Annotated in this window: 10 protein-coding genes; 7 read left to right on the top strand and 3 right to left on the bottom strand. The window is 68.4% G+C overall.

Features of this window, described 5'->3' with window-relative positions; all coding sequences use genetic code 11:
• Window positions 1-83 precede the first annotated feature (83 nt).
• Together JJJ14_RS11055 and JJJ14_RS11050 are read left to right on the top strand one after the other, a co-directional pair.
• Window positions 84-818 (top strand): CDP-alcohol phosphatidyltransferase family protein, encoded by a 735-nt coding sequence (locus tag JJJ14_RS11055; RefSeq protein WP_201444158.1) that lies wholly within the window; start codon window positions 84-86, stop codon window positions 816-818.
• Between the two features lie 123 nt (window positions 819-941).
• The gene (locus tag JJJ14_RS11050; RefSeq protein WP_201444157.1) at window positions 942-1,847 is read left to right on the top strand and encodes a NodZ family protein; all 906 of its coding nucleotides are present in this window, start codon (window positions 942-944) and stop codon (window positions 1,845-1,847) included.
• A gap of 88 nt (window positions 1,848-1,935) precedes the next feature.
• Here the strand turns inward: JJJ14_RS11050 and JJJ14_RS11045 are convergent, their stop codons facing one another.
• Both JJJ14_RS11045 and JJJ14_RS11040 read right to left on the bottom strand, forming a co-directional pair.
• On the bottom strand, window positions 1,936-3,111 hold the full coding sequence (locus JJJ14_RS11045) for a glycosyltransferase family 4 protein (protein ID WP_201444156.1): 1,176 nt from the start codon (window positions 3,109-3,111) through the stop codon (window positions 1,936-1,938).
• The gene (locus JJJ14_RS11040; RefSeq protein WP_201445173.1) at window positions 3,108-4,241 is read right to left on the bottom strand and encodes a DUF1972 domain-containing protein; all 1,134 of its coding nucleotides are present in this window, start codon (window positions 4,239-4,241) and stop codon (window positions 3,108-3,110) included. Before JJJ14_RS11040 ends, JJJ14_RS11045 begins: the two co-directional genes overlap by 4 nt.
• A gap of 712 nt (window positions 4,242-4,953) precedes the next feature.
• On the opposite strand from JJJ14_RS11040, the gene JJJ14_RS11035 reads away from it, so the two are divergent.
• From JJJ14_RS11035 to JJJ14_RS11015, 5 genes are all read left to right on the top strand, one after another.
• Window positions 4,954-6,510: a hypothetical protein gene (locus JJJ14_RS11035; protein WP_201444155.1), complete on the top strand. Its 1,557-nt coding sequence runs from the start codon at window positions 4,954-4,956 to the stop codon at window positions 6,508-6,510.
• A 146-nt stretch (window positions 6,511-6,656) separates the two neighbouring features.
• Complete coding sequence (locus tag JJJ14_RS11030; protein ID WP_236592821.1) at window positions 6,657-7,340, top strand: hypothetical protein; 684 nt, start codon at window positions 6,657-6,659, stop codon at window positions 7,338-7,340.
• Window positions 7,341-7,793: 453 nt separating this feature from the next.
• Window positions 7,794-10,889 carry a LamG domain-containing protein gene (locus JJJ14_RS11025; protein ID WP_201444154.1) on the top strand — a complete coding sequence of 1,032 codons (3,096 nt, stop codon included), beginning with the start codon at window positions 7,794-7,796 and terminating at the stop codon, window positions 10,887-10,889.
• Window positions 10,890-11,032: 143 nt separating this feature from the next.
• Window positions 11,033-11,275, top strand: a complete 243-nt coding sequence (locus JJJ14_RS11020; RefSeq protein ID WP_201444153.1) for a type II toxin-antitoxin system ParD family antitoxin — start codon at window positions 11,033-11,035, stop codon at window positions 11,273-11,275.
• Between the two features lie 823 nt (window positions 11,276-12,098).
• Window positions 12,099-13,070, top strand: a complete 972-nt coding sequence (locus JJJ14_RS11015) for a diaminopimelate dehydrogenase (protein ID WP_075375548.1) — start codon at window positions 12,099-12,101, stop codon at window positions 13,068-13,070.
• Between the two features lie 72 nt (window positions 13,071-13,142).
• Here JJJ14_RS11015 and JJJ14_RS11010 read toward each other — a convergent pair whose 3' ends face one another.
• On the bottom strand, window positions 13,143-14,222 hold the full coding sequence (locus tag JJJ14_RS11010; RefSeq protein WP_201444152.1) for a glycosyltransferase family 2 protein: 1,080 nt from the start codon (window positions 14,220-14,222) through the stop codon (window positions 13,143-13,145).
• Window positions 14,223-14,356: the final 134 nt, after the last annotated feature.

The raw sequence follows: 14,356 nt of genomic DNA, 5'->3' as shown, positions 1-14,356 counted from the left end.
GTCCCCCGACTCCCTCATCTCGCCGTTCCTCATCTGTCCAACACCCGGCCCGGTTCCTCGGGCCCCGCTCAAGGAGAAGCCTCATGAGCTCCCCTGCTGGTTCCCCCACCATTGCCGAGAACATCAGGGCCCTGTCCCGGGCTCAGAAGTCCAAGGCCGGTGCCCCCCTCTACTCCCGCATCATCAACCGCCCCGCGGGCCGGGTCCTGGCCGCGATCGCCCACCGGCTGGGCGCGGCCCCTGACCAGGTGACGGTCCTGTCGGCACTGTGCACCTACAGTGGCATCGCCCTCATCGCCCTGTGGCGTCCCACAGTCGTGTCCGCCGTGGCGACCGCCCTGCTGCTCATGTTCGGATACGCCCTCGACGCCGCTGACGGACAGCTGGCAAGATTGCGTCACGGTGGTTCCAAAGCCGGTGAATGGCTCGATCACGTTGCCGACGTCATCAAGCTCTCGACAATTCACGGGGCCATTGCGATCTCGCTGTTCCGTTTTGCAGAACTACCTCCCTCGGTTCTGCTTATTCCGCTGGCTTTCGGAGCAGTTCAGAATATTCACTTCTTCAGCTACATCCTGACGTATCAGCTGCGTTATCACGGTGGGACGCCTTTGGCTAAGGATGAATCCCGACCGGGCATTCTCAAGTCGGTTCTGTCGGCCCCCACGGACTACGGGCTCATGTGCTTCGTGCTCATGACCCGTTTCGCGCCCACGGTCTTCCTGTGGGTGTACGGCATCATGCTCCTGGGCTACGCGGGCTACGTGGCGCTGGCTCTGCCCAAGTGGTACCGCGACCTGCGCAACGACCTCCAGTAGGCCCTCGTCGTCGGCCCTCATCGGGCATGGGGAGGCCGACCCGTGACGGGCTGCGGCGAACCGATCACCGGCACTCCCGCTGAGATCTCCATCTATTCCCCCTCATATCTGTTAAGGAATCTTATGGCTCTGCTAACCGGGCGCAAGGCGCTACTGGTCTATACGGGACGCAAGGACGGGTTGGGCAACCGTGTGCGTGCGCTGCTGTCCGCCCAGGAGCTCGCTCGGGTCGAGGACCGCGACCTCTACTACGTGTGGAGCACCGACGAGTACTTCGGCCCCCGGATGGATGAGCTCTGGCGATTCGAAGGGGGCAGTGCCGTATCGCGCCTGACCTCCCGGGCACTCCTGCCCGTAGCCCGGTACCGTCAGCCCAAGGGGGTCCGGATCACCTCCGATCTGCGCCGCCGCCACCTGTGGCAGATTCACTCCCACGGCCTGCCCGTCACCTGGGAGGACCCGGCTTGGAAGGGGGGCACCGCGGAGGGGACGGCGCCCGCCGGGCCGCGCCCCTGGACCGAGCGGCTGCGCGAGCTCACCCCGGTTGACGAGATCGCCGATGAGGTCCGCTCCCTCTACGACGCCCACCTGCGGGGACGCCCCTACGTCGGCATCCAGGTGCGCACCCACGCGGTCTCCCACGCCAAGACCATCGAGTCCTCACCGGTGGAGTGGTTCGCCAACCGGATGCGCCAGATCCGTGCCGACCACCCCGACGTCCCCTTCTTCCTGTCCTGCGACACTCCCGAGGCCCAGGAGCAGCTGGCCGGTGAGTTCGACGGCTGCGTCTTCCTGACGGACAAAGGTGGTTACAACACCGTCAAAGGCGTGCGCTCGGGCCTGGTCGACCTCTACCTGCTGGCCAGCTCCCAGCACCTCATCGGGGCCTCCTTCTCCAGCTTCGTGGAGATGGCCGTCTTCCTGTGCGACGGCGTCGTCCCCTTCGAGCGGCCCGACCAGCCCCTCGACGGCGAGTTCAGCCTCTCCCTGGGGCTGGCCGAGGACCCGCTGCGCCCCGCCCAGCGCTGACGGCCCACAGGTTGGTCAGCAGGCAGGACGCCTGCCGGCGGGGTCAGGCGGGAGGGGTGCTCCCGCCCGACCCGGTGGAGCGGGGGCCTCAGTGCCTGACGAGCTCGTCGATGATGCGGGTCATCGTGGCGCGATACCCGGCCACGGAGAAGCGCTCGGCGGCCTCGCGCGCACCCTGCGCGGCGAGCCGGGCTGCCAGGTCCGGGTCGGCCGCCAGGGATCCCAGGGCGTCGGCCAGGGCCTGCGCGTCGTCGGCGGGAACGAGCAGGCCGGTGGCCGAATCGGTGACGACCTCGGCCAGGCCCTGGACCCGGGAGGCCACCAGCGGCCGGGCCGCGTGCATCGCCTCAACCGCCGTGTTCCCGAAGGGCTCGGCCCGGGAGGGCACGACGACGGCGTCGGCGGCCTCCAGCACCGGCCAGGTGGGGTGCACATAACCCAGCAGCTCGACGTGCCCCTCCAGGTCCGCCCGACCTGCGCGCTCACGCAGCTCGGCCTCGTACCACTCGTAACCGGGGAAGACCGAGCCGCACACGCTTAAGGAGGCATCCACCCCCGAGCGGCGCAGCAGCCCGACGGCGTCGAGAGCCACGTCCACACCCTTGCGCGGGGACAGTCGCCCCACCATGGCGATCCGGAAGGAGTCCCCGGCTTGTCTGGGGCGCAGGGGCTCCAGAGGCTGGTCCGGTCCGGCGACCCCGTTGTGGACCACCTCCGTGCGTGAGGCCAGTCGCGGCTGGGCGTCCAGGAGCGCGTCGCGGGCCGCCCCGGAGTTCGCCACGATCCGGGAGGCCGCCAGCAGTGGGGCGTTGAGCCCGGCGCGGATGATCCGGCGCTGGGTGTCCTCGGCCTCGTGCACGTGGGCCAGTACCGGCACGCCGGCTGCGCTCGCGGCCACTGGCCACCAGGGGATGGTCACCGTGTTGCTGAGAACCACGTCGGCGCGGCTGGCACGGATGACCGACCGCAGGCGGGCGATCTCCGGGGCGGCCTGAGCGGAGAGCCTCGCCAGACCGGTGGGGCTGAGCAGGGCCTTGCGCAGGACCGTGAAGGGCATGACGGCCACGCGGGCGCCGGCGTTGCGCAGCACTGCCACCAGGGGGCCGTCCTGGGGCAGGGCCACGAGGACGTCGTGGCCGGTCTCGATGAGTCCGTGAATGGTCTCCACCAGCTGCCAGTCCGAGCCGTACAGGTCGGGGGAGGGGTGTGCCACGAGGGCTCGGGCGGCATCGGTGCGGGCGCTGGCCGCCCCGCCCCGGCTCACCAGCCCGCCTTCCCGGTGCGGCGTCCGGAGGGGCGACGGTGGGCCGGGCCCTCGAGCGCGAGGCGTCGGGCTAGGGCCTCATAGCCGGAGGCCACCTCGTCCCAGTCGTAGAGGGCCGCACGCTTGCGGGACTCCTCGCCGCGCGCGGTTTGGGCCTCCACGTCGGACTCGGCGGAGACGACCAGGGCTGCCACGTCGTCGGGCGTGGTCCAGTAGCGGCCGGCCTCGCCCAGGACCTCCCGGTTGAAGGAGACGTCGAAGGCGTCCACCGCGGCCCCGGCACCGATGGCGCGCAGCAGGGAGGGGTTCGTACCGCCCACGGAGTGGCCGTGGAAGTAGACCAGGGCGCCGGAGTAGAGGGCGTCGAGCAGATCCTGGTCCCACAGGCCGCCGAGCAGGCGGACCCGGCCGTCGGCCAGGGACTCGATGCGGGCGGTGTAGCCGTCGGCGTAGGGTGCCGATCCGACGACGACCAGGGGAAGCGTCGCCCCGGAGCGCACGTAGCCCTCCACGATGACGTCGACGTGGTTCTCCACCTCGAAGCGGGCCACCACCAGGTGGAAGCCCTTGGGGTTCAGGTCCAGCTCGGCCAGGCGCGAGGTGTCGGCGCTGATGCGGGGCGCCCCGTAGGCGAGAAGGTCGGTGGGGGCGTTGAACTCCTCGGTGTAGTAGTCGGCGATGCCCTGGGCGTCGGCGATGAGTGCGTCGGAGTAGCGCACGGCCAGGGCCTCGGCGGCGCGGTAGTAGCGCTTGCCGGTGGGACCCCACTTTCCGCGACGCCACTCCAGGCCGTCGACGTGCGTGGCCACCGGAATGCGTGCGGCGCGCAGGGCCGGCAGGAAGGGGGAGTTGGCGGCGTTGAAGACGAAGGCCGCGTCCGGGTGGGTGCGGCGCAGCAGGTGGGCCACTGACAGGGCTGTGTGTGACAGGGTCTCCAGGCTGCGGTTCTTCACCGAGGGCAGCTCAACCAGTCGCATCCCCAGGTAGGTGTTGGGCAGCGGGGTGTCCGGCTCAGGGTTGCGGCAGTAGACGAGGACCTGGTGGCCGCGGTTGGCCAGGCGTCGGCCGACCTCCTCGATGGCGGTCTCGAAACCTCCGTAGCGGGCGGGGACGCCTCGCGTCCCGATCATGGCGATACGGAGCCTGTCCGGGTTCACAGCAGTCAACGGAGTCCTTTCGAAGGGCGGCGGGGCCGCTCAGGGATGGGAACCAAAGGTCCTCTTCGATGCGACTGCCAGTCACGGTGACGGCGGAGGATCATCGACGAGGTGGATGGGGAGGCGGTGATGGTGGTGGTGATGATGGCGATGAGGCAACGGGCGAGGAGGCGGGGGCTTGGGCTCTTGCCCTTGAGGTCGCAGGTTCCCTCGGAGCGCCTACGAGCTCGTGGTACCGCGCCTGCCCGGTACACCCGGTCAGCAGTCTAGGGGCAGTCGACCGCGGGCATGTGCCGAAGGGAGCGTCACGTGAATACCTCCGGTGCACTGGAGCGCGGGTTCGGGGTGCCGCACTGGTGATGTGCCAGAACTATGGTGGAGGGATGGCGTTCGACTGGTCCACACCACCTGGGCAAGTGCTGAGCATTCCAGCCAAGAATCGGGTGTGGAACTGCGTGACGGTTAATGAGAGTCTATCTGTGAGAAAAGTGGGTGGGGCGCACCCTGCCGCGTGAGAAGTGATTGATTGCACAATGGGAGCTGGAACAAAGGCCCCTGGAGTCGTTTATCAAAGCGTTATCGCTGTAATACTCTCGTGACCGGCGCCGGTCTTGCTGAGTCAGGGCCGTCCCGTCATACCGCGCCACTTACCCACGTTCCCTCACGTCTTAAGAACGGAGCACTCGTGCATCCTTTCCGTGCTGCCTCCAGTGTGGGGGCGGTCCTGACCGCCCTCCCCCTCGCCCTCGGTGCGCTCGTCGCCCCTACTGTTGCGCCCCCGGCCGCCGCCGCCCCGGGGCAGGTCGCTCTCGCCTCCCCGCAGCCTCTGCCCACTGCTCAGATGGACGGCATCGTTCTGGACCAGGCGGTGGTGGGCAATACCGTCTACGTCGTCGGGGAGTTCAAGAACGCCCGCCCGGCAGGGGCGGTCGCTGGCGAGAACGAGTCTCCTCGATACAACGCCATGGCCTTCGACATCACGACCGGTGCGCTGCTGGACTGGGCCCCCAAGGTCAATGGCAAGATCAATGCGGTCGAGGCGTCGGCCGACGGCTCCACCATCTACCTCGGCGGCAACTTCACCTCTGTCAACGATGAGACCGTCTACCGGGTGGCGGCGGTGGACGCTGCAGGCAAGCGCAAGCCGCTGGGGGCCTCGGCCAACGGCGCGGTGATGGATCTGGAGCTCTCTCCCGACAGCTCCACCCTGTACCTGGGTGGTTCCTTCACCCAGATCAACTCCTCCGCGAGGCAGCGCGCCGGTGCTGTGGATCTCAAGACGAACAAGGTCACCAGCTTCGCCCCCCAGGTCGACGACTCCCTGGTTCGTTCCATCACGGTGGCCGCTGACAACTCCGCTGTGGCGATCGGCGGGTCCTTCACCTCGGTGGACGGATCGTCCGACGCCTATGGAATCGCCGTTCTGGAGAAGGATGGTTCGCTGCGGCACACCAACATCTCCAGCGTCATCCGCAACGCGGGCACGAACTCCGGCATCATGAGCCTCAAGTCGGACTCCCGAGGCCTTTACGGCACCGGATACTCCCAGGAGGGGACCTTCGAGGGGATGTTCCGCGCCAGCTGGACCACCGGGGACATCGACCTCATGGCCGACTGCCACGGCGACACCTATGACGTGCTGCCCACCAACGACGTCGTCTACATCGCCAGCCACACGCACGACTGCAGCAACATCGGTGGCTTCTCCGACGGGGAGCAGAGTGGCACCTACCATCACGCCGTCGGCTTCTCAAGTACGGCGACGGGCACCGTGCGCTCCAACACGGCTCGCGGCTACAGCGACTACTCGGGAATGCCCGCCCCCACACAGTACAGCGGCTTCCTGCCCGGGTTCCAGATCGGCGAGTACAGCGGTCTGAGCCAGGCCGTGTGGACCGTCGAGGGCAACAGCCAGTACATCGTCTACGGCGGTGAGTTCCTCGCGGTCAACGGCACCAAGCAGCAGGGGCTCGTGCGCTTCGCCGCTAGCGGGGGCGACGCCAACGCCGCTGCGCCCGGTGACGAGGGAGGCAACGACAATGACGACAACGGCAAGGACAACGGCGACAACGGCAAGGACAAGAAGAACAAGGATAAGAAGGACAAGAAGAAGAACAAGAAGAAGCAGGACGACTGGGACAACCAGGACGACTGGGACAACCAGGATGGCTGGGGCCAGGGCGGCTGGGGCCAGGATGGCTGGGGCCGGGGCGGCTGGGACAACCAGGACGACGAGGGGTGATGATGGCCATGAGAACCGTTCGGTCTGCGGACTTGCACGGCGTATCTCCTGAATCCTCCGGTTCTATCGTCGGTGGTGGTGTGCTTCCCGACTCAGTGGTCGCTGAGGGCGGTGCGGCGCGCGACGGAGGTCGTACGCTTCGGCACGTGTCACGAACTCGAATGCTGATCCTTCCCGCTGTCCTGGTGCTGGGTCTGGGGCTGGCCGCCTGCGGAGGCGGAAAGTCTCAGAGCACTGCCAGTCCCTCCGCTTCTGCTGCAGCCTCTGCCAGTGGCTCGGCCTCCGCTCAGGCCGCCCCCTCGAACGTCGCCACCCCGACGGTCCAGACCGCGAAGCCGACGGCCGCGCCTGCCTCCCCCTCGGAGGATGTCTCCACTCCGGACGCATCCTCGATCGACCCCAAGGCCGTCGAGACCGGTGATCTGTCGAAGGATGAGTACCCCGAGGTGGGCCTGGACAAGTCCGTCCGCGTTGACGGGGACCTGGTGATCTCCCTGGGGCAGATGCAGGCGAAGGACTTCGCCAGCGGGCCCGGCGAGGTGGGGGGTGCTGGAGTCCTGGTTCCGGTGACGGTGACGAACAAGTCCGGTCAGGACCTGCCGCTGGCCAGCGTGCTGTCCACTACCGTCAACTACGGTGAGGGTGCTGGTACACCCGCCAGCGAGATCGTCTCGGCCTCGGACGCGGTCCCGGCCACGCTCGCGGCCGGTCAGACGGTGACTGTTAATCGAGCCTTCGTCATTCCGGCGGATGGGCGCGGAAATGTCAAGGTCGTCGTGGACCTGGGGGCGGGCCGTGGGGCCGCCACCTTCCGGGGGTCCGCTGGCTGATCGGGGGTAGGCCCTCGAAGGCTTGACTCCTCTTCCACGGGTCTGCTCCAGGCGCCGTCCGGCACTCATGAAAGTGAGTGCCGGGCGGCGCCTTGGCGTGCGGGATGGTCCGTTCGGGTGGCTCGGCTCGGGGGTCGGCGTCGTTGCTTCGTTGTGACATGAGACGAGCTGGCGCCGAAGGCAACCTGAGTCGCGTCTATATAGAAGGTGGCTCCAATGGTGGGTACTTATGAGTGCCCCGCAGTCCTTGAAATGCTGGGATTGTGGCGGGATTTGAACGAAGGGTCAGTGTCTGGCGGATTTGTTCTGCTCTGTGGTGTGCACCAAAACCGGGGCGCGCAAGTTGTCGACGGTGTACGATAAGCGCGCCCGTCGACCCGTGCCGGGCGCGGAATACCAGCCATTCGTAAGGTTGCGTGTCCGTGATCTGAGTATGTTCTGAATGGAATACCTGTGAAGCTCCCCCGCCGACTCCTGAGCGGCCTGCTGGCCGCGGCTCTCGTTCCCCTCGGTGCCGTCACGCTCGCTCCGGCCTCCCCAGCCGCCGCGGACCCGGCCCCTGCCCCAGCCGGCGCCGCCGGTACTCCCAGCACCGTGTCCGCCGATGCCCTGCCCACCGCCCAGATCAATGGCATTGTCTGGGACCAGGTCGTAGTCGGCGACATCGTCTACGCCGTCGGGAAGTTCTCCGCGGTCAGGCCGGCAGGCTCGCCGGCCGGCCAGAACGAGTCCCCGCGCGGCAACGCGATGGCCTACAACATCAACACCGGTGAGATCCTCAACTGGGCGCCCACCACCAACGGCACCATCAATTCCATCGCCGCCTCCGCCGACGGCCAGACCCTCTACCTGGGCGGGGAGTTCACCACGCTGAACAACCAGACCGCCTGGCGTGTCGGCGCGGTCAGGGCCTCCGACGGTCAGCGCGCCCCGCTGGGCGCCGCCGCCAACGGCAGCGTCAAGGCCCTGAGCGTCTCCCCCGACGGCCAGACCCTCTACATCGGTGGCGCCTTCACCCAGGTCAACTCCTCGGCCCGTCAGCGCGTCGCGGCGCTCAACCTGGGCAGCCAGCAGCTGACGAACTTCGCTCCGAAGATCGACAACTACTACGTGCGCAGCATCGTCGAGGCCGTGGACGGTTCGGCCGTGGCCATCGGCGGCGCCTTCGAGTCCGTCGGTGGCAGCGACAAGCCCGGGCACGGCATCGCCATCTTCGAGAAGGACGGCAGCCTGCGCAAGAACAACGCCTCCAGCGTGGTTCGCGGTGCCGGCGCTGAGGCCTCCGTCATGAGCGTCAAGGCCGATGAGCACGGCCTGTACGCGGCGAGCTACTCCCGACTGGGCACCTTCGAGGGCGTCATGCGCCTGAACTGGGTCACCGGCGACATCGACTACATGGCCGACTGCCACGGCGACTCCTATGACGTCCTGCCCGCCGGTGACGTCGTCTACGCCGCCAGCCACTCCCACGACTGCTCCAACATCGGTGGCTTCCCGGACGTCTCGTACCACTACCACAACGCGGTGGCCTATACGAACGCCGCCACCGGAACGGTGGAGGACAACCACGGCGCGGGCTACAAGAACTACGCCGGCCAGAACGCCACCACGAACCTCAACTTCTACCCCGACTTCACGCCGGGCAAGATCTCCGGCGCCATCCAGGCGACCTGGACCGTTGAGGGCAACGACAAGTACGTCGTCTACGGCGGCGAGTTCCTGGCCGTCAATGGCACCGCCCAGCAGGGACTGGTGCGCTTCGCCCGCCGCGACATCGCTCCGAACAAGCAGGGGCCCATGGACAAGGGCGGTGCCTTCAAGGTCTCCGGCAGCTCGCCGCGCGCCGGAGTCGTCTCCCTGTCCTTCAAGGCCAACTGGGACCGGGACGACAAGACCCTGACCTACAACGTCTACCGTGACGCCATGAACGGTCAGCCGGTCACCAGTCAGACCGCGACCGCCGGCTTCTGGGAGCGCCCCGATCTGAGCGCCACCGACGTCGTCGAGCCTGGAAGCACGCACCGCTACCGGGTCCAGGTGACCGACCAGTGGGGGGCCTCCACGGTCTCGGACTGGGTGACGGTCAAGGCCGCTGAGGGCCAGGGCCTGAGCAAGTACGGCGCCCGTGTCCTGGCCGACGGCGCCGCCCACTACTGGTCCTTCGACGAGACCAGCGGCGACAAGGCCGAGGACTTCGTGGCCCAGCGCAACCTGACGATTCGCGGTAAGGCCTACAAGCGCGGAGCCGGGTCCGTCCTGGGCTCGGGCGCCTCGCTCGGCCTGACCTCGGACAGCGCTAACAAGTCGCACGCCGCGACGCGCGTCGCCTCCCAGGCCCCCACCGCCTTCTCCATGGAGGCTTGGGTCCGCACGACCTCGACCTCGGGCGGCGAGATCATGGGCTACGGCTCCTCCGCGGACAACCAGTCGTGGAGCCGTGACCGCATGGTGTACATGCGCAATGACGGCACGCTCAGCTTCATGCTCTACCCGGGCAAGCTGACCACCATCACCACTCCCAAGAGCTACAACGACGGGCAGTGGCACCACATCGTGGCCTCCCTGAGCCCGACCGCCGGCGCCATGCTCTACGTGGATGGCAACCTCGCTGCCTTCGACGGCGCCATGACTGCGGGGCAGAGCTACTCCGGTTACTGGCGCATCGGCGGGGACGCCCTCAGCGGTGTCAACGGTCAGCCCTCCAACACCAACATCCAGGCCGACATCGACGAGGCCGCCGTCTACAGCACCCCGCTGTCGGCGCGCCAGATCGGTGAGCACTACACCGCTGCCACCGGCAAGCAGGTCGAGCCGGACAAGGGCGACGACAAGGGCAAGGACAACGGCAAGGACAACGGCAAGGACAACGCCGGCAAGGACAAGGACAACGGCAAGGACAAGGGCAAGCAGCCCGAGGGCAAGGCCCTGCTGGACGACACCTTCGAGCGCAGTGTGAACGGCGGCTGGGGCAAGGCCCAGGCCGGCGGTGAGTGGAAGACCACCTGGAACGCCGCGGCATTCTCCGTCGACGGCACCAGCGGCCGGATCGCCATGGCTGGTCCGCGCTCCTCGGCCTCCATCATCTCCGACCCGGTCAAGTCGACCTCCACCGACGCCGTCGTGGACTTCTCCCTGGACGCGGTGCCCACTGGAAACGGAGCCTTCATCTCCTACGCCGCCCGCACCACCAAGGCCGGCCAGTACCAGGCCACGGTCCGCATCGGCAGCACCGGCAACCCGGTGGTCACGGTCTCGCGCGTGGTTAAGGGCAAGGAGACCTCCCTGGGCTCCTACGTGATGAAGCAGCCCTACACGGCCGGTCAGCCGCTCCACCTGCGCATGGTGGTTGACGGCGCGGAGTCGACCAACATCCAGACCAAGCTCTGGGCCGGAGACGCCGAGCCCGCCGAGTGGGGGATCGAGGCCGTCGACAACGACAAGACCCTCAACGAGGCCGGAACCGTCGGGCTGACCACCTACATGTCCAGCTCGGCCGGACCGGAGACCGTCACCCTGTCGGTCGACAAGGTCACCATCAAGCAGCACTGACGCCGTCGAGCGCAGCGCGCATACGGGGCGGGCCGGGAAGAGCTGATCTTCCCGGCCCGCCCCGTTCTGCTCGCGTGCCGCGAGGGGGCGTCGCCGAGGTGCGATACCGCTCGTGTCATACCAAAAACTGGTAGGTCAAGGGTATGCCAGTGAACACCTCCGTCAGCCTCGATGACCACTTCGTCGGATTCATCGCGAGCCAAGTCGGGTCCGGACGGTACCGGTCCGCGAGCGAGGTCATCCGCGCCGGCCTGCGCCTTCTGGAGGACCAGGAGACAGAGATGTCGGCGCTGCGCGAGGCACTCGCATCCGGTGAGGCGAGCGGACAGGCGGAGTCCCTCGACTTCGACGCCTTCATCGCCGCCAAGGCGGCAAGGACGTCGTGAGCACCTACTGTGCTGGCTCATGGCTTCTGGGAGGTTCGGATGTCACGACCTCCCAAAACACCGGTGGGGCGCGTCTGCCAGATGGGAGAGCTGCCGCTTCGGCCTGTCGGAGAGGAGCGCCCTGGTCACTGTGGTGGCTGCCGGCGTCGTCTGGGTGCACTGCACGAAGGTGGGGCGCTACTGGAGGAGGGTTGGGGGTGCTTCGGGTAGGTGGGGCCTTCGTGCAGTAGACACAACCCTTGGCCAGTGGACCCCGACCCTCGTGGAGCAGGTCGACTCGGGCCCACTCGAGCCAGTTCTGGGCGGGGCCGGAGTCAAACCATGACCACCGGGCCCCGGCGCAGGCGACGGGCAGGGGACGGTGGGGGCGGACCTGTGACGGAGGTGCTGGACTGTGCCGTAAGAACCTCGGACTCACTCCTGCGAGGTCTGGTGTCCACAGCGCTGACATTAGCCAGCCCGGCGTCAGCGCGCTCAGCGGGGATCGTTGGAATTCTGTGGTTTCTTCTCCTGTGTGCAGTCCCGATTCGGGTTAATGTCAGCGCTGTGGACACCCACACCCCGTCATGTCTCGTTTCTAGGCCGCTCTCTCCTCCGGGACCACCAGCCTGCCCAAGGTTCCTGCCCGAGCGAGTGTCTCAGAAGTCATGACACCCACATATCTCCCAAGTGAGGAGACAGCACAGACGTGAGCACCTACCGCTTGACCCCGACAGGCACGTGTAGCCCTGTCGGCCAGACGGCCACTCTCCAACATGTCACACGCAGGCAACACGGAGCGTCCCTAGGATCATCCTGTAGTGAGAACCCACTAGGAGGAACCATGCTCAGGGTAGCGATCAACGGATACGGCAACCTCGGCCGCGGTGTCGAGCAGGCCATCACCAAGAACGCGGACATGGAGGTCGCCGTCGTCTTCACCCGGCGCGACCCGGCCACCGTCACCACCCAGGGGGCGCCCGTCGCCCACGTCGACGACATGGCCGCCTGGGCCGACAAGGTCGATGTCTGCCTGAACTGCGGAGGCTCGGCCACCGACCTGATCGAGCAGACCCCGGCCGCCGCCACCCTGTTCAACACGGTCGACTCCTTCGACACCCACGCCCGCATCCCCGAGCACTTCGCCGCTGTCGACGCCGCCGCCAAGGCCTCGGGCCACGTCGCCCTGATCTCCGCCGGCTGGGACCCGGGCCTGTTCTCCATGCTGCGGGTCCTGGGCGAGGCCGTCCTGCCCGACGGCGCCACCACCACCTTCTGGGGGCCCGGCGTCTCCCAGGGGCACTCCGATGCCCTGCGCCGCATCGAGGGCGTCGTCGATGCCAAGCAGTACACCCGCCCGGTGGAGGCCACCGTCGCCGCCGTCAAGGCCGGTGACGACGTCGAGCTGACCACCCGTTCCATGCACACGCGAGACTGCTACGTGGTGGCCGAGGAGGGGGCCGACCGGGCCCGCATCGAGCGGGAGATCGTGGAGATGCCCAACTACTTCGCCGACTACGACACCACCGTCACCTTCATCACCGCCGAGGAGCTGGCCGCCGAGCACGCCGGGATCCCGCACGGCGGCTCTGTCATCCGCCGCGGGCACACCTCCGAGGGCGTGGCCGAGACCGTGAGCTTCGAGCTCCAGCTCGACTCCAACCCGGAGTTCACCGGCTCGGTCCTGGTCGCCACGGCGCGAGCGGTGGCCAGGCTGGCCGCCCGCGGTGAGACCGGTGCGCGCACCGTCTTCGACGTGACGCTCGCCGACCTGTCCCCGACGAGCCCCGAGGAGCTGCGCGCCCACTACCTGTGAGGCGGGCGGACGGCCCGAGGCGTCCCGCCGCCGGCACCGCGCCGGTGGCGGGACGCCTCGCCTCCGGCTGAGTCAGTCGCGGATGAGGGGGACGTCGACGTCGGGCAGCTCGCCGCGGCGGGCGGCACGTAGGAGCCTCATCCCGTCCCGGGTGGCCTGCGCCGCCGTGATGAGCGGGCGGCGGGTGCTCAGGAGCTGGCGCCTGCCGCCGCGCAGGACGATCTCGCGGGCGGCCCGGCCCGCCGTGGCCACCCACCGGCGCTGTGTGGCCCGATCCAGGTGCAGCGCCGCGTACAGCAGCCGGTTGCGCACGTTGTAGTAGTAGTAGATGTCCGACTTGGCGCGGTCGGACTGGTCGTCCTCGGAGTGGGTGCCGCCCTCATCGTGGACGGCCACGGCGTCGCGCACCAGGGCCAGGCTGCCCCCGGCCGCCAGCACTCGGGCCGAGAAGTCCACGTCCTCCCAGTACAGGAAGTAGCGCGCGTCCAGGCCGCCGGCGGCCTCGAACAGGTCCGCCGACAGCGCCAGGCAGGCCCCCGAGAGCCACGGCTGGGTGCCGCCGGGGGGAATCGGGCGCGGTGAGCGGCGCGAGCGCATCGAGCCGTCGGCCAGGCACACGACGATCCCGTCGGAGACGATGCGGCCACTGGAGTCCTTGAGCACCGGTGCCACCAGGGCGAGCCGGTCCGCGTGCGCCCTGGCCGCCAGGCGGATGAGGTCGGCCCGGGCGATGACGGCGTCGGGATTGAGCAGGACCAGCAGGTCGGCGCCGAGCTCGCGTGCCCGGGCCGCCCCCAGGTTCATGCCGCCGCCGAAGCCGGTGTTCGTCTCCGGCAGGACCGCCTCCCAGCCCCGCGAGGAGGCCAGTGCCACCAGCTCTCCGCGGGCGGCGGGCGTGGAGTAGTTATCGACGACGATGATGCGGGCCTCGGGGGAGTCCTCGGCCACACGCGCCAGCGTGTGCTCCAGCAGCGCCGCCGAGTCGTAGCTGACGACGATGACCGCCGTGCGCGAAAGCAGTTCGCCGCCGGAGAGAGCCTCGGAGGCCTCGGTGATCTCGACAGCCTGGGCGGGGGCGCCGGTGGCGGGGCCGGTCGGATCGGCGGCCTCGGGGGTCTCGGCGCCCTGGGCGGGGTCAGAGGTGGCGGTCATCGAAGCAGGAGCCTTCCGGGTGCGGGACGACGTCGTGGCTCGGGTGCTTCCACCGTGGGGTGCACCCGCTTCGTGATAGTACCGTTAGACCCTGATATGAGGCCGCGATCCGCCGGCAGGCGGGAGGAAGGACG

It is taken from the genome of Actinomyces sp. HMT 175 (assembly GCF_016694895.1).
Lineage (GTDB): Bacteria > Actinomycetota > Actinomycetes > Actinomycetales > Actinomycetaceae > Actinomyces > Actinomyces oris.
This window is presented reverse-complemented; position numbering and strand designations above follow the sequence as displayed.

Coding starts and splice junctions, on each gene's coding strand:
- JJJ14_RS11015 (WP_075375548.1), top strand. CDS start 12,099: ATGCTCAGGGTAGCGATCAACGGATACGGCAACCTCGGCCGCGGTGTC.
- JJJ14_RS11020 (WP_201444153.1), top strand. CDS start 11,033: ATGCCAGTGAACACCTCCGTCAGCCTCGATGACCACTTCGTCGGATTC.
- JJJ14_RS11055 (WP_201444158.1), top strand. CDS start 84: ATGAGCTCCCCTGCTGGTTCCCCCACCATTGCCGAGAACATCAGGGCC.
- JJJ14_RS11010 (WP_201444152.1), bottom strand. CDS start 14,222: ATGACCGCCACCTCTGACCCCGCCCAGGGCGCCGAGACCCCCGAGGCC.
- JJJ14_RS11050 (WP_201444157.1), top strand. CDS start 942: ATGGCTCTGCTAACCGGGCGCAAGGCGCTACTGGTCTATACGGGACGC.
- JJJ14_RS11040 (WP_201445173.1), bottom strand. CDS start 4,241: ATGATCGGGACGCGAGGCGTCCCCGCCCGCTACGGAGGTTTCGAGACC.